We start from the raw sequence: 22,318 nt of genomic DNA, 5'->3' as shown, positions 1-22,318 counted from the left end.
TTGCTCTCGGAACCTGAAATATGCTCGGCCTTGATAAATCCGACACTAGGCAGACTGCCGTTAGGGCGGCGCTTACTTCCTATCAAGCCGAGAGGGGGCTCTTTAGGCCGGTCACGCTCGATGATGTCATCAAGTTCAAGTCTGGGCGTCTAAAGGGAATCTTCTTGCGAGAAGGTTGGTCCGACGTCGAACCAGACGGCGTGTGGTCGCTAGGAAAGCGAGCGACTCTGGATATTCTCTGTCCCCGGGATGTCGGAGTTGAGGTCGTGGTGGCAATCGCGTTCAGGGCGTTTGTAACTGCAGAGCATTCACAGCAGGTTGAAATTTCCGCTGGCGGAAAGCGTTTGAGGGTCGTCCAGATTTCACCGGGAGATCACAGGCTTCATGTCGTCTATCAGTCGGTGCCCGTACAGAATGAGCGTGTCAGCCTTGAGTTGTGCCTGCCGCGCGCATGTTCCCCGCAGTCCCTATTCGTGGGCGACGATAGTCGAGAGTTGGCGATAAAGCTGACCTCACTTCAAGCGCTGGCGCCTTCCAGAGATTGCGTCGTCGAAGCTGTGCCCGATGTTGTCTATCATGGCGCTTCGGTGTTCTCGTCGGTGCCCGTGCAGGTTTCCCATGATCTCGAACGTCCTCTGCCTGAGGCGAACGAAGGAATGTGTCGACGCGAGGATGATCGCGACGCCATAGATCTGAATTTGTCCAAAGCGGTGGGCATTGGTTTTGGCGCCTTGGGTTTCTGGGCTGAGGAGGCAGGGGGGCGCTGGACGCGATCTCACGAAGCTCGCCTTGTCTTGCCTCTTGACGGGTTGGCGAATTCTTCGGCCAAGCTTGACGTTTATTTCAGCCTGAGGCCCTACGCGCCGCTCGCCCGCGGGCAGTCGATCATGATTTCGGTAATGAACCGCTCGGCAAGGTACAAGTTCTCACAGGGGGACGGGAACCAGTATCTTGTCTGCCTGCCGGGCGTGAAGCGTGTGGGTTCGGAAACGCTGAAAATCCTGGTCCGTACGGAGACCCTGACGTCGCCTCACTCGCTGGCGGGAGAGGGCGATCCGCGGATGATCGGCGTGCAAGTGTCGCGTGTGCGCGTCCAGCCGGCACGGCACGGCCTGCCCTCTTGGTCTCGCCACCATAAATTGGCGCGGGCGCGTCCGAGTATCATGCATTCTGTCCGCACCAAATGGGATTGGCGACTATACGGAAGTAGCGATAAGATCGGGGATGCGGTTTCCAGTATCATTGAGCATTTTGATCGTCGCCTGCTGGATGTATCGGGCCGGATAAGCCGGTTTGTCGAAGACAGTTCTCTCACCAACCAAGATTTGTCCGACTCTATTGATGGAGTTCGTAGAGACAACATTCATTTGCATGAAGACCTATATAGTAGAGTTAATGCGGATATATCTGTAGCTATCAAGGATACATCCAAGATTCAGGGTGATATAAGAACGATCCATGACCTGGTCGGTATTCTAGACGCGCGACAACAATCTGAGCGGCTTGCTCTTGGAGCGTTGGGTGATGAGATTCGTGATCTTCGCTCTTACGCTTCGAGTGATCTTCAAAGGGCCATAATTTCCGCCGTATCCCAGTTGTTCGAAGAGTTGCGATCGATCAATTCGCAAGCTCTCGAAGCTTCGTCTGATAAAATCGTGAAAGATATAACAGACTACGGCAAGCAGGCGATTTCGACGCTCCTAAGTGAAAGTCATACAAAGCAGGAAGCATCGTTCAATTCCTTGCTCGATCGCATCATTGCCGGGTTTTCTGATCATAGCCGATCGGCGGTCTCTCATCTGTTTGATGAGTCCCAAGTCCGACATGAGGAAAATCTGAAGGGTATTCTAGACAGAATCCTTGGTGAAATTTCCGGACATACAAGTCGATCCGTGTCCACACTTCTTGAAGACGCGCGGCACAGGCAGAACGAGTCCTTCAGGGATCTGTCTGAGGAGATCCAGAAAACAATTGCTCTGCATAGTGAGCGGCAGGTGCAATGGGATGATCTGGCGCAGGCCGTGGCTGGGCGGATGAGTGCCGAGTTGGATGACCTCCAAGTCCACGAGGCGGAGATTCAGGCTCTCGTTGAAGGGCTCCATTCAAAGGTAGATGCGACCGTTCGACGTCATAGCATCCGATATAATGAAACGACGGAAGCTATAAGAACGGACTATGGTTATGTTCTCGTTCCAAATAACGATCTTCCTCTGATCCTCCATATCATGTCCATCGCCGTTCACGGTTACGAGTGGGGGACATCACAGGTGATGAAGACGGTTGTTGCGGAAGGCATGCATGTGGCCGACGTGGGGGCCAACGTCGGGATGCACACCCTCTTGTTAGCGCGTCTGGTAGGTGAAAACGGGAAAGTCTATGCCGTTGAGCCGTTGGCCGATCTTGCCGCCAACCTGAAGCTGGCTATGGCTCTTAATGGCTTCTATCGTCGTGTATCGGTCATCAACCTTGCTGCTGGCGACGTGGCGGGCCAAGCCCTAATAAATAGAGGCCTTACCTCCAGCCATTCGTCATTTTTTCCGCTTGATGACGAGTTAAAATCGGGCTCCGAGATGGTAGAAATCGCGACGCTCGACGATGCTATTCCTGGGCGTCTGGATTTTCTCAAGATTGATGCTGAGGGGTATGAGCTGAATATTTTGCAGGGCGCGAGCCGTCATCTTAGCAACCCCGACATCGTAGTGGTGGCGGAGTTCGCCAACAGTCATGTGGAACGAGCCGGGGGGGAGAGCGAAGCATGGTTCGCCGCGATGCATCGGCGAGGTTTTTCCTGCTTTTTGATAGCCACAGAGCCTGGCGGAAATGTACTTAGTCTTCTGACGGATGTTGCCTTCTTTGAGGATGGGAACTACCTGATGGTTCGTCGTGGCTCCCGGCATTGGAGCAATTTAATTTCCCTCTCGAGCGCCGCATTGCAATGAGCGAGACACAGTCGATGATACCTGTCTACAAGCCGAGCCTGTCGGGCAATGAAAAGGCTTATGTGAACGATTGCCTGGATACGACGTGGATTTCATCGGTCGGCAGTTATGTCGATCGTTTCGAGAGTGACTTGGCATGTTTTCTGGGCGTGAAGCACGCCATTGCCGTCTCCAACGGCACCGTTGCACTTCATTTGGCGGTGCATTGTCTTGGGATTGGACCTGGAGACGAGGTGCTTGTCCCCACGTTCACTTACATCGCGTCGGTAAACGCTATAGCGCAGACTGGTGCCGTGCCTGTGTTTGTCGATTGCCGTCTCAGCGATTGGCTATTGGATCCTGAGGCGCTGGAGGCCGCCATCACGCCGAGAACAAAGGCAATCATGGCGGTGCACCTGTACGGCGGCATTTGCGATATGGAGGCGATCAATCAAGTCGCGTCGCGGCATGGTCTCCATGTTATCGAAGATTGTGCTGAGGCTCTGGGATCGACGTCAAGCGGCCGACATTGTGGAGGACTGTCGTCGGTCGGAACTTTCAGCTTCTTCGGCAACAAGACTGTCACCACCGGAGAGGGCGGGGCGGTCACAACGAATGATGATGCGTTGGCCGCGAGAATGCGCCTGGTGAAAGGGCAGGGTCAGTCGCTGGAGCGGCGCTATTGGCATGTGGAGTTGGGATTCAACTATAGAATGACCAATATCTGTGCGGCCATTGGCGTTGCTCAGTTGGAGCGTGTTGAAGAACTTCTTAGCAAGAAGAGGAGTCTGGGGCGCGCCTACCGAGAAAGGCTGTCGGATATGCCTTTAACGTTCCAGGATCTCGATCCCAACACGTCAAGTTCCGATTGGCTGATTAGCGTTTTGCTACCCGACGGGATGGACCGTGATGCGTTCATGTCCCGATTGGCTTCCAGAGGCGTTGATAGCCGCCCTGTTTTCCACTGCGCACATGAAATGCCGATGTATTCTTCTCTTAGCTCTCCCCAAGCCTTCCCAATCTCGACGGAAATTTCGGCTCGCGGAGTAAGTCTCCCAAGTTACCCGACTATAACAGCGGAAGAATTTGAGCAAGTCATCGCTTCCGTGAGGCATTGCATATAGCGGGTTCACAACTTGTGAGGCTAATGTTGCATATTAAGGTCAAGTTATGAAAAATAAAACTGCACTGATAACGGGAATTACTGGTCAGGACGGTGCCTATCTGGCGCAGATGTTGCTGGCTAAAGGCTATAGAGTGGTTGGGGTGGTCCGGCGATTGAGCCACTTTGGGGTCGCGACGCAGCGCCTCGACTGGCTTGGGATCACGAGCCAGGTCGAGCTTGTGGATGGAGATCTGCTAGATGTTGGAGGCTTGGCGAGAATCATTCGCGAATACAAGCCGGATGAGGTTTATAATCTGGCCGCCCAGTCTTTTGTGAAGACATCGTGGGCGCAACCCACGCTGACTGCGCAAGTAACTGGTGTTGGGGTCGTGAATGTACTGGAAGCTGTGAGGCTCGAGAGGCCTGATGCTCGCTTCTACCAAGCTTCTTCATCTGAGATGTACGGTCTCATCCAGGAAGAGAAGCAGAGTGAGGCCACGCCCTTCTATCCGCGTTCGCCCTATGCTGTCGCGAAGCTCATGGGGCATTGGGCCACCGTAAACTATCGCGAAAGCTTTGATATTTTTGCCTGCTCCGGCATTCTGTTCAATCATGAGTCCCCGCTTCGCGGACTGGAGTTCGTAACGCGCAAGGTGACTGATGCTGCTGCGCGCATCAAGTTGGGCCAAGCCAATGAGTTGGTTATGGGCAACATGGACGCTAAGCGTGACTGGGGGCACGCTCGTGACTATGTCCGAGCTATGTGGTTGATGCTGCAGCAAGATAAGCCCGACGATTACGTCGTGGCGACTGGCCGTACGGTTACGGTTCGTGAGATGGTGAAGGTCGCGTTTGAGCACGTCGGCCTGAATCCCGAAGATTATGTCCGGGTAGACCAGGCCTTCTTCCGCCCGGCTGAGGTTGATGTTCTGTTGGGTAATCCGGCTAAGGCGAAGCGTGTCCTTGGCTGGGAGGCGGAAACGACCCTGGAAGACATGATACGCGAAATGGTAGACGCAGATCTCGCCCGCCATGCCCGTTAGGTAGAAGACGCGTTTGAAAGGGGCTGCGCCAGATATGGCCGATCTTATGCCGCGAGATGGCATATTCCCGTCCGACGGGGCCATCCTCGTTACGGGATCTTCGGGGTTTGTGGGGCGGCGGCTTGTCCGTCGCCTTCGAGCTAATGGTTATAGAGTATACGAAACTGCTCGATTTGATATCGAAGGCGACGGAGACCGGCTGTATTTTGACCTGTTTGATCAACAGTCTATCGTAAGGGCGCTAGATCAAGCCAAGCCAGCTGCTGTCATTCACCTTGCGGCACAATCCTCGGTTTCGGGCAGCAGTTCTTCGCCGTTAGCGGCGTGGGAAACAAACGCTGGCGGCGCGATGAATATCTGTTCCGCTGCTGTGGAGGTGGCGGCAGCCCCGGCTATGATGTTTGTTAGTTCTACTGAGGTGTACGGGCGCGCCTTCAATCGTGGCGTGGCTACAGAGCTCTCTTCTCCACAGCCTATGAACCCGTATGCGCGCTCAAAGCTGGCAGCTGAGCATGTATTTTTTGATACCTACCCATCCCATGCTCCTCTAGTCATCGCTCGTCCGGCCAATCATAGCGGGGCAGGCCAGGACGACAGATTCGCGCTTCCATCATTCGCCAAGCAGCTAAGGGATGGATCGGAGACGATCAAGGTTGGAAATATTGGCGTTTGTAGAGATTTTCTACATGTTGAAGACGTAGTTGACGCCTATGTTGCCCTTTTGCAATCTATACTGGCGTGTGGGCGAGGAGCGACGTTCAATGTAGCCTCTGGAAAAAGCCCCACGTTGCGACAGTTGCTCGAGCGAATGATAGAGCTGGCTGGCAGCGAAGCTCGCATCCTCGTCGATCCCGAGCGAGTTAGGCTTTCCGACATCCAGGAGGCGTTTGTTGATAATCGCAAGTTGACCACGGCAACTGCATGGCGGCCGAAACGGTCTCTCGACGAACTACTGAGGGAACTCCTCTTTTAGCCAGGCATTTCTCCAAGAAAGGCCAGACGCCTCGTTAAACTTTGTACTGGCCTACCGGTAAACTATTTGGGGCGGGCAACCTGTTGTTGCATCAGGGAGCGCCGCCAGAATCAGCCAATGATTCCGCTGGTGCTGGTTCCTAGCCACTAGGGCCCTCTTCGAGATAGGGCTACCTTTAGAGATCCAGCATCTTGTTGCGATCGGTAGACCTTAAGGTGCGATTTTTCGAATATCTGCTCGTACTCCCACAGAGCAAAACTCTGTTCGTTCACTCCCTTGCAAAGCTCAGCAAGGTATCCATCGTCAATGCCGTTGCGATGTACATGTCCAACGGGCTCGCACATCAGCAGTATTAAGCCGTTTTCTGAGAGTTTAGTCTCGAAATGCCTCAAAAGTTCGACTGGATCTGGGAAGTGGTGAAATGCCGAGAAAACACAGATAACGTCCGCCCACCCGTCTTTGATGGGTAGGTTGAGCCCGTCGGCCAGGACAAAGTCGACCGGATAGCTACCGCCTACTGTGACGTGATTGGCGTTTGCATATTTTCCGATCATAAGACCGTAAGGGTCAACATCGAAGTTGATGCGATTAATATAATCCAGACCGGCTATCATCGGGCTGGCGTTGCCTCCAACCTCGACGATGTTTAGCTCTCGCCCGGTGAAGCGATTGGATATCCATAGCTCGGCTAATCGTAACGCCTCAACGTGGTCTTCATTGTAAGATCTATGGACGTTAGTCTGCCGCCACGAAGATGGGGGGGGGAAAACTGCGTTGTCGCTCACCTGGACGTTGAACGAGATGCACGCGTCCGTGAACCATAGCGCATTTTCCTGAAGCGGCATTATATCCAGGCGATAGCTGCCCTCCACGCCCGGTGTCGCAATAGCGACTGGGATTGTCATCGAGTGGCCGGGTTTAATGGAACACAATAGTGGCGTTCTATGTCCTTCCAAGGTCTCCGGGTCTTGGCTGCCGCCGATGTCTCGGGACCAGCGATACCCGATGAGAAATGGATAGGCGCCGGATGAGTCTATCACCATGTCTCCGCCATTCCGCAGTGTTACATTCATAGAAAATTCGGCGGACGTAGGAACTCTTTCCAGATCGAAAATACAGCTTAAGCTGTGATCGCCCCGCACAACATCGAACATATCGATGTCGATCGTGTCGGCTGGAGTTCCGGACAGAACGACTTGGCTGCTATTGAACACCCGATCAATAAACTGGTCGGATTCTATCTGAATCCAACGTTCTCGAAAAACAAACCGAGTGCTAAGGACGGATCTAATCGCTTCGATATCGATCACATTATTATATTCTCTTGCGATCATTTCCGCAAGTTCTGAGCCTGGGGCCTGCCCGGATGAAGCGGCCTTCGTGCCGGGCACCAGCAAAGGAATCCCGTGCATAATGTCGTACTTCCGTCCGTGTCGCCTATCGACTAACACCGATCCGTTCGAGAGCAGGTCGTTCCCGGTTTCGGGGCAGATAAGAGGCGGGGATGTGGGCCTGAAGGCGGAGCTTCGCGCGCGAAGTTTGTTAACCAGGCGCAAAAAATACTGCCGAAGCGTATCCATTTCGTCCAATCTCCATCTTGAACTCTAGCAAGAGCTCCATGGCGTCATGGCTTATGGCCAATTCGGCACCGTTAGAAGCGACGCGTTGTTAGCGCGCCTTCGCTCGCGTCCTCATCTTCTTATCTATAGACCGAATCATTTGCGAACCCAGAGCTTTTAGAGTGAAATTCTGCAAATAAGCTCCTGCAGCTATGTCAAACTCCGCAAAGCTAAACGTGCCGGCCTGCACTTTTAGGTAAGGCTCGTGATCATCTGCTGGTCGATTCAGGAGCATGTGGCTGGCCTCCTCCAGGGCGGCTGCCAGCGCATTCGGGGTATCACTGTGGCTAAGCACGGCAAGGCCGCCTCCGATGTACTTGAGGTTGCTGTTTGAGTAGGTGACGGGGAGTGCTCCGGCGCTGAGAGCCTCCAGCACGGGGATGCAAAAACCCTCGTGAAGCGACGCTGTCGCAAATATGTCGCTTTCGCGATAGAGGCGGTCGAGGGCGGCTTGGGATAAATCGAGCCTGAGCTGAATGCGATATGATCCGGCCGCCCTGCTCGCCTGATCCCGGATCAGCTCCAGGATGGCGGCATCAGCATGACGGGATGAGCCTGCTAAAGTTAGCTGGACGGGAAATGCAACTGCGGCAGACAGAATTTCTACGGCAAGAAGAAGGTCCTTTACATTCTTCGATTTAACTAGACGTCCCACATAAATAACTTTAATTAGACGTTTTGCCGACCATCGTGTCGAAGACGGCTTTATGTTTCTAACAGGCAGAGGTATAACCTCAGCAGCGACGTTGTGGGCAATTACTGAGCGTTTATTAAACTCACTATCGCACCATATGACATCCGCGCTATTTATGAAGTATGGGTAGCTATTTTGTACTGACTCTGATGATGATTCTACAATATCATTTGCGATTACGTTGGGGGTAATGTTGTGGAACCGTACTATTTTCAATGCCCTTCCATTCCCCATCCACACTATATCGAATATCCGATGATCTATACCGACAAAGAAAATTATTATATCTGACTTTAGGTATGACTCGTTTACGGCAAGTGATAACGCAGTATCAAAAAGAACAATGTCGGCGTCCTCGAAGTCGGATTTTCGGCAGAATACGGTGACGTTGAAGCCGCTTTCCTTTAACGCCTGTCTTGTCGATAAAACAGCATGGCCAATTCCATCTCTATGGAAAAGAGACGGAACGACTAGCGCTACATTAGCGGGATTGGATGGGCTATCCATCGGGATTCGGCGTCTAGGGATTGGCCTGAGATTGGCGCTTAAGCTCGACTTCAAGTCTGACCTGTTGCTCTCTTAGAGACGCTACCTCGGCCTTTAGCTGCTCAACTTGGGCCATAGCTTCTATAAAGGACGGCAGATAACGCTGCCATCCTGCCTGGAGCGCGCGAAATTCCAGAACGTCCTGGCTGATGCTCGTCTCTCGGGTGACGCGGCTTTCCGCAGCGGCAGGGCGGAACAGCTTGGGCAGGCGGCCGCGCAGAACTCTTGTGCGGCGTGCTAGAATCCGCCGGAAACTCGTGGAGTTTTTCACAGGTCTCTCGTCGAGGTGGTTGCGACTTTAGGTATCATCGGTCTGTGAGGTTGAGTTGCGAGCGGAGCATTAGCATCGTGCATGATGCGGCGAATGATATGTTTTCCGGGGCATAAATGGCGCGGGAGCCAAAAAAATGTCTTAGCGGAGATGAATCTTCGCAGAAGATGGTGCCGGTGTGATGCCGATGAATTTCAATAAGGTATGAAACGGATAGTGCCACTGACGAAGAGATAAGAATCGTCGTTCCTTTCTTCGTGGAGACGGGATCGTCGGGTTCACCGGGCCTGTCGTATTTATCCCGATCCAGAATAATTCTTTCAAATTTGACGTTTAGCGATAATGAATGGATCGCCTGAGCTATCGCGTCATATTCTTCTGGCGATGTAACCGCCAGGAATCTTGCATTCACTTGCTCCGATTCTCGCGGAGTGGGGCGCCAGTCAGTCACGGAGCATGTTCTGCGAGGTCGACAGAACGCCTCGCTCTTTATGATTGCGCCATCGGTAGACAACGGAAGGATTTCGGGAGGCGCTCCATCGGGGGAGGGGATGCCAAATACGATGCCTCTGGGCGCCGCGCCCGTGTCCTGGAGGTGGTAAGCGATGCTTCTAAACGCCGCTGACCGAATTTCGGGATCGGCTATCTGGGCCAAATCAGTTGCGTCTATGCACAATGGCCCTCGACCACGCTCTACATCCTTGCTGTCTGGCTCAAAGGCAAATATGTTTCTAAGTTGGGAGCGGACGCTTGTTGCGCTGTGTCGTTTCTCCACGTAAGTGCGCGCGCGCTCGCCTAAGTGAAGTCGAAAATCCTTGTCGTTTCTGAGGGTCAGAATGGCGTCGCCAAGCTGTTTCTGATTGGGGCTCGCGGCGATCGCATATGTGCAATCGTCGGGAAACTCAGCCATAGATCCGACCGGGTTTGTTATGGTCGGAATCCCAGAAGACATGGTGTCCAAGGCAGCACGCGAGCTCTCACCTTTCGAGCTTCCTCGAAGTTGAATGGCGATGTCGGCGGCGGCGAGGTAGTCCTCGTACACGTCCTTGGAGATTCGCCCGGTTATGCGAAACTCATAGGGTGCATTTCGGGCGTGACGCCGCAGCGCCTGTCCGTACTTGCCCGGTGCATCTCCAACAAACGCGAGAACTAGCTCTCTGGCCCCCTTGCGGTAGGCAATGTCCGCAGCATGGGCGATCAGGTGGTGCAATTTTGTGGGGGAGACAATTCCAAACGAACAAACAAGTAGTTTGTCGCTAGAAATATCAAGAAAAGACCTCGAAACTTCTCGGTCTTTTCTAACTATATGGTGAATCTGAGGGACAAAATGTATTTTCTGTGAATCTACGGAGCTTGATATGAGTCTCTTTGCGTGATCGGAGTGGACAATTACGCTCTTGGCACGCTGCGTTATGAATTCAATGGAGTAGCCAGCCGTACCAGTAACGTCGTGGGGCACGCGCGCGTCTTTCATGGTGACATGATCGAGCTCTTCGCTCCCACAGAGCGCGGCAGTCAGAAGGTCGGAAAGAACGATGTCATGAAGAACGACATCACCCAGGACGCGATGAAGAAGTTCGCAAGCATATATGTGAAAACGAGAATTGCCGATCTGATACAGCACTCTGTCATAGTGATTACGCTGTTTTTGGAGAAAGTCCGCGGGAGACACCGCGCGAGAAAGGCTAGTGACGAAGGTCCCTGGCGGGACGGATTCGGTCACGATCTCCACCGCGTAATCGATCTCCAGGGCGGCGCAGAGATCGATTGCGTAGTCGGCCACTCCTGTCGGTGACGGAGGAACGGGAGAGACTAGTGCAAGCCGGGGACGTTCCATGGGCATGTATTTATATGTCGGCCATATATGTCGCTTTTATACTTCCCAATCGGCACCATCCATCGATGCGCGGTCGTTCAAGGATCAAGCGAAGGGTATTGACCTCACCCGACTTCCAGTGACGCCTCAGGGAAACGTGATGGATGCCTGCGGCGAGCGAAAAGTGCTTTCCTGCATCCGCCGCGTCGACAGGCGCCCAGTCGATCGAGAGAAGGACCGGATCATGGTCGGTGCGCAGCTCCAGGTCGAAGTCCAGCCGCCATAATCCACGGGGGAGGACGATGTTTGGCCCGAAGGTCAAGCATCGCCGGCGCCCGGTCAGAGGCCGAAATTCGCCACCATTCTGAGACTCCTCAAAAAGAGCACGTTCGGGCCAGTCGAATTGTGAGCCGGCCGGCACTGGCAGGACGCGAAACATATCGAGCACCTCGTGGCTCGGCACTTCTGTCGCCGCCAGGGATTGGATGGGAAACGACAGTTCGGTCTCTTCAGGCGAGTAATTTTTGTAGGGATCGAGCGTGGTCCAGCCAATGTCGGATCGCTCATGCAACGAAGAAAAATGCCTGCTGGTCCACTGTACCGCATACATGGGCTCGATCGAGGCAACAGTTTCTAGATAATCGGCGCAATGGTTCGGGGACGCCGAGACGAGAAAAATATTTGTGGTGTAGGGCAGCGCCTGTTCAATGCTCTCGCATGTGATCAGCATCCCGTGCGTGGCTGCCTGCTCCGGTGAGAGGGCCGATGCGTCGCGGACGGTCCATCCGTTGCTAGCTGCAGATTGATCTAGCTGTGCGCGCCATGTGTTGGCGTCTGGAAACGGCGAATAGACGATAGCGCACGTTCTACGAGAAGGGGTCAGGATCTCAGCCATGAATATATATCAACCGCCTCTTCAATATCAGCGAACATCTTGGCGCGGCCGCCCTCGACTATCAGAGCGCGATCGCAATTCTGCTTGATCATGGCGAGGTCGTGGGAAGCCATCAAAAATGCCCGGTGGGCGCGACGTTCAAAAAGCTCCTCTTGGCATTTTCGCTGAAATCTTGCGTCGCCCACCGCAACCAGCTCGTCGACTAGATAGCAGTCGAACTCAATGGCTAGCGACAGGCCGAATGCAAGGCGGGCGCGCATGCCGGCCGAATACTGCTTAACGGGCTTCTTTAGAGCAAGACCCAATTCAGCAAAATCATCGACTAGTTCAGTGAGCTCACGGTAGTCTTTCCGGTAGATGCGCGCCAGAAATCTAATGTTGTCGAGTCCGGTAAGGCTGCCTTGAAAGCCTCCTCCAAAGCCAATAGGCCAAGACGAGGTCATGTCCCATTTTATGTAGCCAGAACTTTGTTTAAGAGCTCCGCCCAAAATTTTGATGAGCGTCGACTTGCCTTGTCCGTTGCGGCCGAGAATGGCGAGGCGGCCATCTCGCTCAAGATTGAACGAGATGTCTGCGAACACTGGGCGGTTCGACTGCGGGTATTTTTTACCGAGCCCCTTTACCACAAGACCTGGCGAATTGGATTCGGCGGCCATTATTGACGGTGTTCCCGGATGCCCGCCCATATTAGCCACCCCAGCCCATAAACGCTGAGCGTGGACATGAGCACGATGAGGATGGAGATCAGCCGGCGGGGTTCGGTCGACTTGTCCGGGAGGTTGGGCTCGACGATCCGATCCAGGTAGAGTTGCTGGCGCCGGGCTTCGTTTCGAGCGGAAATATAGGCTGCGGTTGTCTGGGTGACTTCTCGGTCCGCAATTTCTCTTGCGAGAAGAAGGTCTTCGTATCCGCCAACCTGCGGCGCCAAGGAGCCCGCGGCGCCAGCCATTTTCGCACGCTCTATCGAAATCTGATTTTCATAGGCGCGTATGCGCGCATCGATAACCTCGATCTGTGGGCTGCTGGGCGTGAGTGACGCCACTTGCGCCTTCTCCGCTTTTAACACGGCTACCTGCTCCAGGAGCCCTCCAATGAGCTGGGTCATTTCGGACGCTGTGCGGCTCGGATCGATTATCCCGGAGCTGTTACGGAATGAGGTTAGCTTGCGTTGCGCCAGATCGCGCCGCGCTATGGCGTCATCACGCGATTGCAACGCCTCCTGGACGGCGTTTGACGCCGCGCGGTCGTTCAATTGGTTTACCAGCTGTTCGCTGCGGGCGAGCAGCGACGCGCTCATTCTCCGTGCGTCCTCAGGACGGAAAGCCCGGGCGCGAAGGGTGCTGATGCCCGTCGAGCTATCATACCCTACCTCCACAAATCTCAGGTAGGCCTTGAACAGATCTTCTTGCGACCGTCCCTCCCAGGGCCGGGGATATCGAGCAAGGGGGTCCGCATGGTTGGCGCGAAGAGCCTGCGGGAGGTCGATATCTTTAGCCAAGCCCTGCATGCCTGTGCGAGACAGAACGTACTCGTGCACGGCGAAAGCGTCCGTCTGTCCTGCCGGCAGGCCGATACCCTGGAGGGCGACGCCCAAGCCAGACGGCTGCGGCTGGGATGGCTGTCTGACGATAAAGCGAGCCTCGGAGACGTATTGGGGGGTGGCGACTAGGGTAAAGTAGACGGTAGCTGCCAGCGTCGGAGCCACGACAACGCCTAGGAAGCTAACAGGAAGCTTGCTCCACCACTGGCGAGACTTGGTTTTTGCTTCGTTATTGTCTGAGCTTGGGCCGCGATACTCAATCTCAACCTGCGTCATTGGTCGTATACTTTGCTTGAACGTTCATAATTATTCGACATCGATCCGGTCTCGGGATAGGGCGATGAGGATGATCCCGATGGTGTTCATGCCAAGTCCCCAGAAAAAGGCGTATGCTACATTGTAGTGAGTTTCCACAAACTCACCAAATATGCCAGCCCGTAACATTTCGATTGGGTGCGGGAAGGGGATATAAAGAAAAAGCTCCTGAAATTGATGCGGCATCCATGCAACCATGATGAATGCTCCGGAGAATGGAACGAGCAAGTAGGTCATGAGTCCCACAATACGCTCCAAAATCTCAAATCGCATTGATAGTCCGGTAAGCAAAAGTGCGAAACCTAGGCCGATCCAGGTTAAAAGAACCCATCCAGAATAAACCAAAATCATGTCTTTTGGCAGGCTCATCTCCCCCAAGGACATGAGTATGGCGTATACGAAGACAAAAGCGATGGTTGTGCCGCCGAATTCCAGAAGATTTCGAGCCGCGAATATATGAATGGGCGAGACGAATCTGTGGTGAAGAAGCCCCATATTCGCCTGCAATGCGGAAAGGCTATATGTCACCATGTGCCGCAGGAGGATTAGGCACATATATCCGCTCATCATGAATGCGGAAACTTTGATGCCGTTCGAGTAATCGGGTTTTGTCAAAGTCCATAGAACAAGGACGGCAAGGCAGAAGATAAGCGGCTCTAGGATTAACCAGGCGAAACCGATGCCTTCACGACCAAAGCGGGTGCTCGTCTCCCGCATCATCAGGGCGCCGATAATCCTAGCGTGATTTATCATTAGAGGTCGATCGCTCTAGAGGCCGATGGCGGGGAGTTCAGCGGGGCGCTTTCGTCTTCGGATAGACCATGGCGTCTACACGTTTTTTGTGGCGAGCGTCCATAAAGTCATTAGGGCGTGCGTAAGTGCGCGGCAGCTGGCGGGGCGAGCGCGACCGGCCCCCGCTATCGCCCGGCGCCAGGTGTTGCCCACTTTCGGCATTTTCAGAGACATGATCCTCTAGCTGTACGTCAGAATCCCCGCCGCCAGCTGCCCAGCAGGGCGTAGCCGGTGGGGGCACCCGCGCGGTGCTGCTCCTCGCGGCTGGCCACGGCCTCCAGCTGCAGCCACGACCCGCCGGGCAGGGCGTGCAGGCTGCGGACGCTGAAGTCGATCTGCCGCCCCGAGGGCGCGGCCGAGAAGCGCCGCTCCGAGAAGGTCACCGGGTCGAAATACTCCAGCGGGGCGTCGGCCAGGAAGGCGCTGAACGTCCCGTCCTCGATCCGCAGCGGCTGGGATATCTCCCAGCTCAGGCTGCTGCAGCCCAGCGCCTTGGCCAAGGACCAGGACGGGCAGGCCGACTGTAGGGCGATGCGCCAGGTCGAGCTGAGCGCCGGGGCCGACAGATGCAGGAACCGCCCCTCCAGCTCGGTGCGGCCCAGGCCCGCCTCGCCCGACACGATCAGACCGCGCCCCAGCGCCACATCCGCCCCGACCGCCGCGAAGCGGGTGCGCGACGGCAGGGCGAAGTCCGAGCGCGTCGGCAGATAGGCGCCCAGCGGCCCCATCCGTTCGTCCAGCGCCCCGACGCTGAACGACAGGCCCCCTCGGTCTTGGCCGCCGCGATCCTGCTCCTCGCCTGCAAAACGCCAGTCCAGCCCGGCGCGGGCGTAGGTCGAGGCGTCGCGCTCGACCGGACGCAGCGGCGCGCGGCGGTCGCCCGACCCGGTCTCGGCGCTGAAGGTCAGGGCGCCGAGCTTCAGCCCCCCGCGCAGGGCGTGGTCCGCCTGGGTCAGGGCGACGAAGCCGTCGCCGGACCCGCTGCGGAAGGGCGAACTGGCACCGCCCTGACCCTGCCAGGCGGTGAGGGACAGCCGACCCGCCTGCACGTCGAACAGAGCCTCGCTGCGCGTCTCGTCGCCCAGCCACGGCGCGTCGAACGGGGTGTAGCGGGCGACCACCGGCTCGGGCACGGCCACCTGCGTGGCGGCGGCCAGCGACAGACGCGTCCCGCCCGGCGCATCCAGCGTCACCTGCGACTGCTGCATCGGCGTCGGATTTCTGGGTTGATAGCTGCGGCGCGGCGCGGGGCCGTAGGCGGCGCCCAGGTCCACGCGGAACAGCCGCTCATATTCGTCATAGGCGATGGTGCTCAGCGCCCCCGTGCGGCCCAGGGCGTCGCCGAACGGTCCGCCGACATGGGCGCCGGGCTCCAGCGCGATATTCACCGCCGCCCCGGTCGCCATCGGCGCCGAGGTCGCGCCCACCGGCTGGAAGGCGCTGGCGATGTCCAGCAGGCCGCGGCCGTAGACGATGTCGGTTCCCGCATCGCCCGCCTCGCGCCCGGTGCGCAGCAGGATGTCGATGGCCTGCCGTCCGGTCAGGTTGGGGAAGGCCTCCAGCAGCAGGGCCAGCGCCCCCGCCATGGCGGGCGAGGCGAAGGAGGTGCCGTTCACCCGCCAGCAGCCCTCGTCCTCGCAGTCGACAATGACGTCGACGCCGGGCGCGGACAGGAAGGCGTTCTGCGACACGCCGGCGCGGTTGGAGAAGGCGGCGATCTGCTGGGCCTGGTCATGCGCCCCCGTGACGATGATGGCGCCGGCGAACCGGGGATCGCTGGCGTAGCGGCCGGGCCATTCGGGATTGGCGCCCTCCTCATTGCCCGAGGCGATGGCGAAGACCACGCCAGCATTGATCGCGCGCAGCAAGGCCGCCTCGAATTGGGCGCCCAGGGGGCTCTCGCCGCCGAGCGACAGATTGATCACCCGCGCTCCGTTCTGCACCGCATAGTCCAGGGCCCGCGCCAGGTCGCTGCTCTTGAAGCAGACCGTGTCGTCCGGATCGGTACAGTCGCTGACGTCGGCCCGGACCGACAGAATGGTCGAGTTGAAGGCCACTCCGACCGTGCCGTAATTGTTGAAGGGCGCGGCGATGACGCTCGCCACCCGCGTTCCGTGCCGGTCCTCACCCTCACGCTCGTTGCGTCCGGCCACGATGTCCGTGGATCGGGGCGAAATGTTCACGCCCAGATCTTGGTGATTCATGCGGATGCCGGAATCGACCACGCCCACCGTGATCCCGCGCCCGGTCGCGCCGGTGCGCCAGGCGGCGATGGCGTTGGTGTCGGCCACGCCCCAGTTGCGCTGATATTCCCGCGACGTCTCCGACGGGATCGGCGGAGGGGGCGGCGGCGGCGGCGACGGAGGAGGGGGGGGCGGTGGAGGCGGTGGAGGCGGTGGCGGCGGTGGCGGCGTTGGCGTGACGATCCCGCCTCCGGTCCCGCCTCCGCCTCCGCCGCAGGCCGCCAGCGGCGTCGCCAGCAGGCCCAGGATGCTGATCGAAATCGCGATGCGGCGCAGACGATGAACAGTCATGGTTCCCTCTCCCGAAACCCATTGAGCCATTAGGCCTGTTTCAGAGAGATTGACGAGCCTGTTTCGTCTGCGCGTTTTCGTGACCGACGGTCTGGAGATCAGTCGCGCAGCAGTTCGTTCACGCCGGTCTTGGCGCGGGTCTGGGCGTCGACGCGCTTGACGATGACGGCGCAATACAGGCTGGGGCCGCCGTTCGGGTCGGGCAGGGCGCCCGGCACCACGACCGAGTAGGCGGGCACCTCGCCGCGGAAGATCTCGCCGGTCGCCCGGTCGACGATCTTGGTCGAGCCCGACAGATAGACGCCCATGGCCAGGACCGCGCCTTCGCGGACGATCACGCCCTCGGCGACCTCGGCGCGGGCGCCGATGAAGCAGCCGTCCTCGATGATGGTCGGGTTGGCCTGCAGCGGCTCCAGCACGCCGCCGATGCCGGCGCCGCCCGACAGGTGGACGTTCTTGCCGATCTGGGCGCACGAGCCGACCGTGGCCCAGGCGTCGACCATCGAGCCTTCGTCGACATAGGCGCCGATGTTCACGAAGGAGGGCATCAGCACCACGTTCTTGCCGACATAGGCGCCGCGACGGACGATGGCGCCGGGCACCGAGCGGAAGCCGGCGGCCTGATAGTCGGCCGCGCTCCAGTCGCCGAACTTGTTGGGCACCTTGTCCCAGAAGGGGCCGACCGCGGCCGGGTGATCGGCCGACAGCGGCAGGGTCGGCGCGTGGCCGGCGCGCATGATGACGTTGTCGTTCAGGCGGAAGGACAGCAGCACCGCCTTCTTCAGCCATTGATGCGTGGTCCACACGCCGTCTTCGCCGCGCGAGGCCACGCGCGCCTGGCCGGAATCCAGCAGGGCCAGGGCGGTCTCGACGGCGTCGCGCACCTCGCCGCGCGTGGCCGAGGATACCTCGGCGCGATCTTCCCAGGCGGCTTCGATCACGGATTCCAGGCGGGTCAGGTCGGTCATTGCGGATCTCCGTCAAGCATGGCGGCAGCCAGGAAGGGGCCCAGGGAGGCGGCCCGGTGTTGGATGTGGTCGCCCTCGGCGGTGAAGGCCTTGGGCCCGACCAGGACGGTCGTCATGCCGATGGCGTGCGCCGGTTCGAGGTTCTTGGGCGTGTCCTCGAAGAAGCAGGCGGTCGCCGGATCGACGCCGAAGCGGGCCAGCATCTTGTCGAAGGTGCGCGGGTCCGGCTTGGGGATCAGGTCGGCGTCCTCCAGGGCGAAGACGCCGTCGAAGAAGCGCGTCAGCTCCAGCCGCTCCATCACCCGTCGGGCGTGGCCGATCGAGCCGTTGGTGAATATCAGGCGCGGGCCTTGCAGCCGCTCCAGCGCCGCGTGCAGGCCGGGATCGGGCGTCAGCACGTCCAACGGCACGTCGTGCACCTCGGCCAGGAAGTCGTGCGGGTCGATCTGATAGTGCAGCATCAGCCCGGCCAGGGAGGTGCCGTAGTCGTGCAGATAACCCTTCTGCACGCTCAAGGCCTCGGCCGACGGCAGGCCCGAGGTGCGCACCACATACTGGTTGATGCGCTGCTCGACCTGCGTCAGGAACTGGCTTTCCGGCGGGTAGAGGGTGTTGTCGAGGTCGAACACCCAGGACCGCACGTGGCGCAGGTCGGCGCCGATCTCGGTGCTCGCCGCGAGCGGCCCGCCCGAAGCGTCTGCCGTCACTTCGCCTTCACCAGGGTGCCGGCGCCGTGCTCGGTGAACAGTTCGACGAGCATGGCGTGCGGACGTCGCCCGTCCAGGATGACCACGGCCTCGACCCCGGCGCGGACGGCGGCCATGGCCGTCTCCAGCTTGGGGATCATGCCGCCGGTGGCGACGCCGTCGTCGATCAGGCCTTGCGCCTCTTCCAGCGTCATCTGGCGGATGATCTCCCCGTCGGCGCCCTTGACCCCCGGCACGTCGGTCAGCAGCAGCATCCGCTTGGCGTGTAGCGCGCCGGCGACGGCCCCGGCGACGGTGTCGGCGTTGACGTTATAGGTCAGGCCGTCTTCGGCCACCCCGATGGGGGCGATGACCGGCACCCAGTCCTCGGTCTCGGAGGCGATCAGCCCCTTGATCAGCTTGGGATCGACCTTGGTCGGCTCGCCGACGAAGCCCAGATCGACCTCATGCTCGATCATGCTGTCGGGGTCGCGCTTGGTGCGCTTGGTCTTCTCGACCGTCAGCAGGCCAGCGTCCTTGCCCGACAGGCCGACGCCGCGCACGTCGGCTTCCTTGCCGGCGACGGTGATCCAGTGGGCGATCTCTTTGTTCACGGCGCCGGACAGGACCATCTCGGCCACCGACATGGTGTCCTTGTCCGTTACGCGCAGGCCGTCGACGAAGGCCGACTTCACGCCCGCCTTGTCCAACATGGCGCTGATCTGCGGCCCGCCGCCGTGCACGACCACGGGGTTCACGCCCATCAGCTTCAGCAACACCACGTCGGCGGCGAACTGCCGGGCCACGGCGCTCTCGCCCATGGCGTGGCCGCCGTATTTGATGACCACGGTCTCGCGGTCATACACCTGGATATAGGGCAGGGCCTCAGCGAGCGTCTTCGCCGTCTCCCAGCCGCGTTCCTCGGATTGCCGATCAGTCTCTATCATGGTGCGCGCTCGATAGCGGGCAAGGGCGCGGGAGTCACGGGCAAGGTGCTGGTGAAGTGAGCGAGGTTGTCATTCTTTCGTAATTCTGTGATCGGGTACTTTCTTCGACGCGACTCAAATTAGGCATCCACGCATGAGATTATATCCTGTCATTATGTGCGGCGGTGCGGGAACCAGGCTTTGGCCGGCATCTCGCCCCTCAAGGCCTAAGCAGTTCATTCCGCTTTCAGGTAACCGCTCCCTTTTTCAGGAAGCAGTTTTACGAACTCAGCCGCTGGTTTCGGACGGTGGGCGCATAATTGTTATTGGCGGCCAGGCGCATCGAGGCGCCATTTTAGAACAGCTCCATGAAATCGATGTCGTTGCTCAAGTTCTCCTTGAGCCGGAGGCGCGAGATTCAGCAGCCGCGATGGCCGCGGCGGCCGCATGGACGGAACAGCACGACGCTGACGGCGTGAACATTTTTGTCGCGTCAGATCATCACATTCCGGACCATCGCGCCTTCTGCGATGCGGTACGGAAGGCAAGCGAATGCGCGTCGAAGGGGCATATCGTCACTCTAGGCGTCAAGCCGACAGAGCCCTCGACAGCTTATGGTTATATTCAGGCGGCGGCGGATGGCATTGCCCCAGTACGGCAGTTTGTAGAGAAGCCAGACCGAGTTGTAGCGCAGGAATACATTAAGAAAGGTTTTCTTTGGAACAGTGGCAACTTTATAATTTCTGCTAAAATTCTTCTCTCTGAGCTCGCCCATTATGCTCCCGATGTTCTTCAGGCGGCGATGGCGTCGGTTGAAGGCTGTTCGGGCGAAGTCGTCGAACTAGGCGTCGAATTTCGTTCGACGCCCAAGATTTCGATCGACTATGCCTTGATGGAGCGTACGCAGCGCGCTTGGGTCATGCCGGTGGATTTCCAATGGTCGGATCTGGGGGCCTGGGACGCGGTCGCCGCAACCGGCGAAGGGGAGTTCGGCGGCCATATCTTCGAAGACGCTGAGGGGTGTATGGCTCGCGCACCCGAAGGCGTGGTCGTCGCGGCGTTGGGGGTTCGAAACCTGGGCATTGTGGTCGAAGACGACGCGGTCTTGGTATGCGATCTGGCTCGAGCTCAAGACGTGAAGAGGGTGGTGGAAAGACTGCGAAAGTCTTCTCCACAGCACATGGATTTTGTTCAGCCGGAAGTAGAGACGCTCGAGGTTGGATCGCGCAGATTTAGTGAGTGGTTGCGCTTGCGCGCATTGCCGCTTTGGTCGTCCGTTGGGCAGTCTGAGAATGGAGCTTTTGCAGAGTTGCTCAATCTTGATGGGCGAACTGTAGCGGCGGAGAGACGTGCGCGCGTTCAAGCTCGACAGATTTATGTTTTCGCGCAGGCCGGCCTGCTTGGCTGGCAAGGAGCGTGGCGTCAGAATGTCATTGCGGGACTCTCATATTTGGAGCGGGCCTTCCTGCGTCCTGACGGCCTCATGCGAACGTTGGTGGCGCATGACGGCTCGCCTCTGGACAATGATTTCCGGGTCTACGATCAGGCTTTTCTTCTACTCGCGCTAGCGACCGCGCAGAAAGCGGGCGTCGATTGGGCGGGGCGGGGTGAAGCTATTGCCCGCGACGTGAGAATTCGTCTGCTCAAGATGGCAGACCAATCGGGTGCCATCGTGGAAGCGGGAGATCAGCCCTACCAGTCGAACGCCCACATGCACCTGCTGGAGGCGGCTCTGGCGTGGTCGGAAGTCAGCTACGATCCGGCATGGAAGGCGCTTGCTGAGCAGGTCGCAAGCTTGGCGGTCAATGTTTTTATGGATTCAAAGACAGGTCGATTGAGAGAGTTCTTTGAAGCTGACTGGATGCCAGCTTCGGGAGAATCCGGGCGTCTTGTCGAACCTGGACACCAATTCGAGTGGGCCTGGCTGCTGGGGCGGCTATACCGGCATGAAGGTGATCCGCGTTGGCTCGCAGCCGCAAAAACCTTGTTTTACCGCGGGCTTGAAGGCGTGGAGGTTTGGGGTCAAGTCGCCGTGGATGCCATGGACGAGGATGGGAACATTTGTAAGCGGCGTGCGCGGCTCTGGCCTCAGACAGAGTGGCTCAAGGCGTCTCTGCTTCTTGCAGCTTTATGCCCGGCCGATGAAGCTCGTTTTCTTTCCGAGGCTGCTCGCGCCCAGCGCGCCGTCTGGACGTATCTTACGGACGATGGGCTTTGGCGAGATAAGAGACTTGAAAGCGGCCGGTTCATTGAAGAGGCGTCGCCTGCTAGCTCTTTGTACCATATCGTCTCTGCTTTTACCCAGGTAGCTGAAGCAGCAACCTTGAAGGGCGACGCTGCCGCACTTTCTCTGAGTTAAGGAGCAAGTTAACTTGTTGTAGCTTTTAGAACACTGTGCGGTTGCATGATGCGGGAATCAACCGTTTCGTGCTCGACCGCATATGGCGACGCTGGTAAGGGTCACCCTAGGCGGTGACCCTGCAATATCGCCCAATTGTCAACAGATCTCGGAGGGCCGCATCACATGCGTGTCAAGAGTTTGATCCTGGCGTCGAGCGCGGCGGCCGCCCTGGCCCTGTCGGCCGGCGCAGCATCGGCTGAGCCCGATGGCTGGTACGGCGCGATCGACGCCGGCTACCACATCATCGACGACATCAATACGGAAGCCTCGGCGACC

Annotated in this window: 16 protein-coding genes; 5 read left to right on the top strand and 11 right to left on the bottom strand. The window is 58.1% G+C overall.

Annotation, left to right across the window (positions count from 1 at the left end; translation table 11 throughout):
* Positions 1-20 precede the first annotated feature (20 nt).
* The 4 genes from ACLBV5_RS14655 to ACLBV5_RS14640 are packed head-to-tail and all read left to right on the top strand — an operon-like array spanning position 21 to position 6,039.
* The gene (locus ACLBV5_RS14655; protein ID WP_447606126.1) at positions 21-2,939 is read left to right on the top strand and encodes an FkbM family methyltransferase; all 2,919 of its coding nucleotides are present in this window, start codon (positions 21-23) and stop codon (positions 2,937-2,939) included.
* Positions 2,940-2,953: 14 nt separating this feature from the next.
* Entirely contained in the window at positions 2,954-4,042 is a 1,089-nt protein-coding gene (locus ACLBV5_RS14650; RefSeq protein WP_278069811.1) for a DegT/DnrJ/EryC1/StrS family aminotransferase, read from the top strand.
* Between the two features lie 46 nt (positions 4,043-4,088).
* Positions 4,089-5,066: a GDP-mannose 4,6-dehydratase gene (gene gmd / locus ACLBV5_RS14645; RefSeq protein WP_278069810.1), complete on the top strand. Its 978-nt coding sequence runs from the start codon at positions 4,089-4,091 to the stop codon at positions 5,064-5,066.
* A 34-nt stretch (positions 5,067-5,100) separates the two neighbouring features.
* On the top strand, positions 5,101-6,039 hold the full coding sequence (locus ACLBV5_RS14640) for an NAD-dependent epimerase/dehydratase family protein (protein WP_278069809.1): 939 nt from the start codon (positions 5,101-5,103) through the stop codon (positions 6,037-6,039).
* Positions 6,040-6,185: 146 nt separating this feature from the next.
* On the opposite strand, the gene ACLBV5_RS14635 is transcribed toward ACLBV5_RS14640, so the two are convergent.
* The 11 genes from ACLBV5_RS14635 to argB all read right to left on the bottom strand — a co-directional run bounded on the left by ACLBV5_RS14635 (position 6,186) and on the right by argB (position 19,662).
* Positions 6,186-7,619: a class I SAM-dependent methyltransferase gene (locus ACLBV5_RS14635; RefSeq protein ID WP_447606125.1), complete on the bottom strand. Its 1,434-nt coding sequence runs from the start codon at positions 7,617-7,619 to the stop codon at positions 6,186-6,188.
* 88 nt (positions 7,620-7,707) lie between these two features.
* On the bottom strand, positions 7,708-8,859 hold the full coding sequence (locus ACLBV5_RS14630; RefSeq protein ID WP_447606124.1) for a glycosyltransferase family 4 protein: 1,152 nt from the start codon (positions 8,857-8,859) through the stop codon (positions 7,708-7,710).
* A gap of 344 nt (positions 8,860-9,203) precedes the next feature.
* Positions 9,204-10,952, bottom strand: a complete 1,749-nt coding sequence (locus ACLBV5_RS14625) for a glycosyltransferase family 4 protein (protein WP_278069805.1) — start codon at positions 10,950-10,952, stop codon at positions 9,204-9,206.
* A gap of 64 nt (positions 10,953-11,016) precedes the next feature.
* Complete coding sequence (locus ACLBV5_RS14620; RefSeq protein ID WP_278069804.1) at positions 11,017-11,880, bottom strand: hypothetical protein; 864 nt, start codon at positions 11,878-11,880, stop codon at positions 11,017-11,019.
* A complete protein-coding gene (locus ACLBV5_RS14615) occupies positions 11,865-12,536 on the bottom strand; it encodes an ABC transporter ATP-binding protein (protein WP_447606123.1) in 672 nt (223 codons plus the stop codon). The genes ACLBV5_RS14620 and ACLBV5_RS14615 overlap by 16 nt, the downstream gene beginning before the upstream one ends.
* Entirely contained in the window at positions 12,536-13,696 is a 1,161-nt protein-coding gene (locus ACLBV5_RS14610; protein WP_278069802.1) for a chain-length determining protein, read from the bottom strand. The genes ACLBV5_RS14615 and ACLBV5_RS14610 overlap by 1 nt, the downstream gene beginning before the upstream one ends.
* Positions 13,697-13,726: 30 nt before the next feature.
* Positions 13,727-14,455, bottom strand: a complete 729-nt coding sequence (locus ACLBV5_RS14605; protein ID WP_278069801.1) for an ABC transporter permease — start codon at positions 14,453-14,455, stop codon at positions 13,727-13,729.
* Positions 14,456-14,718: 263 nt separating this feature from the next.
* Positions 14,719-16,818: a S8 family peptidase gene (locus ACLBV5_RS14600; RefSeq protein ID WP_447606122.1), complete on the bottom strand. Its 2,100-nt coding sequence runs from the start codon at positions 16,816-16,818 to the stop codon at positions 14,719-14,721.
* A 341-nt stretch (positions 16,819-17,159) separates the two neighbouring features.
* Positions 17,160-18,029, bottom strand: coding sequence for a 2,3,4,5-tetrahydropyridine-2,6-dicarboxylate N-succinyltransferase (dapD, locus tag ACLBV5_RS14595; RefSeq protein WP_278069799.1), 870 nt, complete (start codon positions 18,027-18,029; stop codon positions 17,160-17,162).
* The gene (locus tag ACLBV5_RS14590; protein ID WP_134581662.1) at positions 18,026-18,736 is read right to left on the bottom strand and encodes a pyrimidine 5'-nucleotidase; all 711 of its coding nucleotides are present in this window, start codon (positions 18,734-18,736) and stop codon (positions 18,026-18,028) included. The genes dapD and ACLBV5_RS14590 overlap by 4 nt, the downstream gene beginning before the upstream one ends.
* The gene (gene argB / locus ACLBV5_RS14585; protein WP_025978669.1) at positions 18,733-19,662 is read right to left on the bottom strand and encodes an acetylglutamate kinase; all 930 of its coding nucleotides are present in this window, start codon (positions 19,660-19,662) and stop codon (positions 18,733-18,735) included. Before argB ends, ACLBV5_RS14590 begins: the two co-directional genes overlap by 4 nt.
* 133 nt (positions 19,663-19,795) lie before the next feature.
* Here argB and ACLBV5_RS14580 point away from each other — a divergent pair, with 133 nt between their 5' ends.
* Positions 19,796-22,000: an AGE family epimerase/isomerase gene (locus ACLBV5_RS14580; protein ID WP_278069798.1), complete on the top strand. Its 2,205-nt coding sequence runs from the start codon at positions 19,796-19,798 to the stop codon at positions 21,998-22,000.
* The last annotated feature ends 318 nt before the right edge of the window (positions 22,001-22,318 follow it).

It is taken from the genome of Brevundimonas sp. M1A4_2e, from assembly GCF_053345555.1.
The sequence above is the reverse complement of the archived record's forward strand: the minus strand, read 5'-3'. Positions and strand labels throughout refer to the sequence as shown.

Excerpts from the sequence above, each read along its gene's own strand:
- ACLBV5_RS14655 (WP_447606126.1), top strand. The coding sequence starts at position 21 with ATGCTCGGCCTTGATAAATCCGACACTAGGCAGACTGCCGTTAGGGCG.
- ACLBV5_RS14650 (WP_278069811.1), top strand. The coding sequence starts at position 2,954 with ATGATACCTGTCTACAAGCCGAGCCTGTCGGGCAATGAAAAGGCTTAT.
- gmd (WP_278069810.1), top strand. The coding sequence starts at position 4,089 with ATGAAAAATAAAACTGCACTGATAACGGGAATTACTGGTCAGGACGGT.
- ACLBV5_RS14640 (WP_278069809.1), top strand. The coding sequence starts at position 5,101 with ATGGCCGATCTTATGCCGCGAGATGGCATATTCCCGTCCGACGGGGCC.
- ACLBV5_RS14635 (WP_447606125.1), bottom strand. The coding sequence starts at position 7,619 with ATGGATACGCTTCGGCAGTATTTTTTGCGCCTGGTTAACAAACTTCGC.
- ACLBV5_RS14630 (WP_447606124.1), bottom strand. The coding sequence starts at position 8,859 with ATGGATAGCCCATCCAATCCCGCTAATGTAGCGCTAGTCGTTCCGTCT.
- ACLBV5_RS14620 (WP_278069804.1), bottom strand. The coding sequence starts at position 11,880 with ATGGCTGAGATCCTGACCCCTTCTCGTAGAACGTGCGCTATCGTCTAT.
- ACLBV5_RS14615 (WP_447606123.1), bottom strand. The coding sequence starts at position 12,536 with ATGGCCGCCGAATCCAATTCGCCAGGTCTTGTGGTAAAGGGGCTCGGT.
- ACLBV5_RS14610 (WP_278069802.1), bottom strand. The coding sequence starts at position 13,696 with ATGACGCAGGTTGAGATTGAGTATCGCGGCCCAAGCTCAGACAATAAC.
- ACLBV5_RS14605 (WP_278069801.1), bottom strand. The coding sequence starts at position 14,455 with ATGATGCGGGAGACGAGCACCCGCTTTGGTCGTGAAGGCATCGGTTTC.
- dapD (WP_278069799.1), bottom strand. The coding sequence starts at position 18,029 with ATGACCGACCTGACCCGCCTGGAATCCGTGATCGAAGCCGCCTGGGAA.
- argB (WP_025978669.1), bottom strand. The coding sequence starts at position 19,662 with ATGATAGAGACTGATCGGCAATCCGAGGAACGCGGCTGGGAGACGGCG.
- ACLBV5_RS14580 (WP_278069798.1), top strand. The coding sequence starts at position 19,796 with ATGAGATTATATCCTGTCATTATGTGCGGCGGTGCGGGAACCAGGCTT.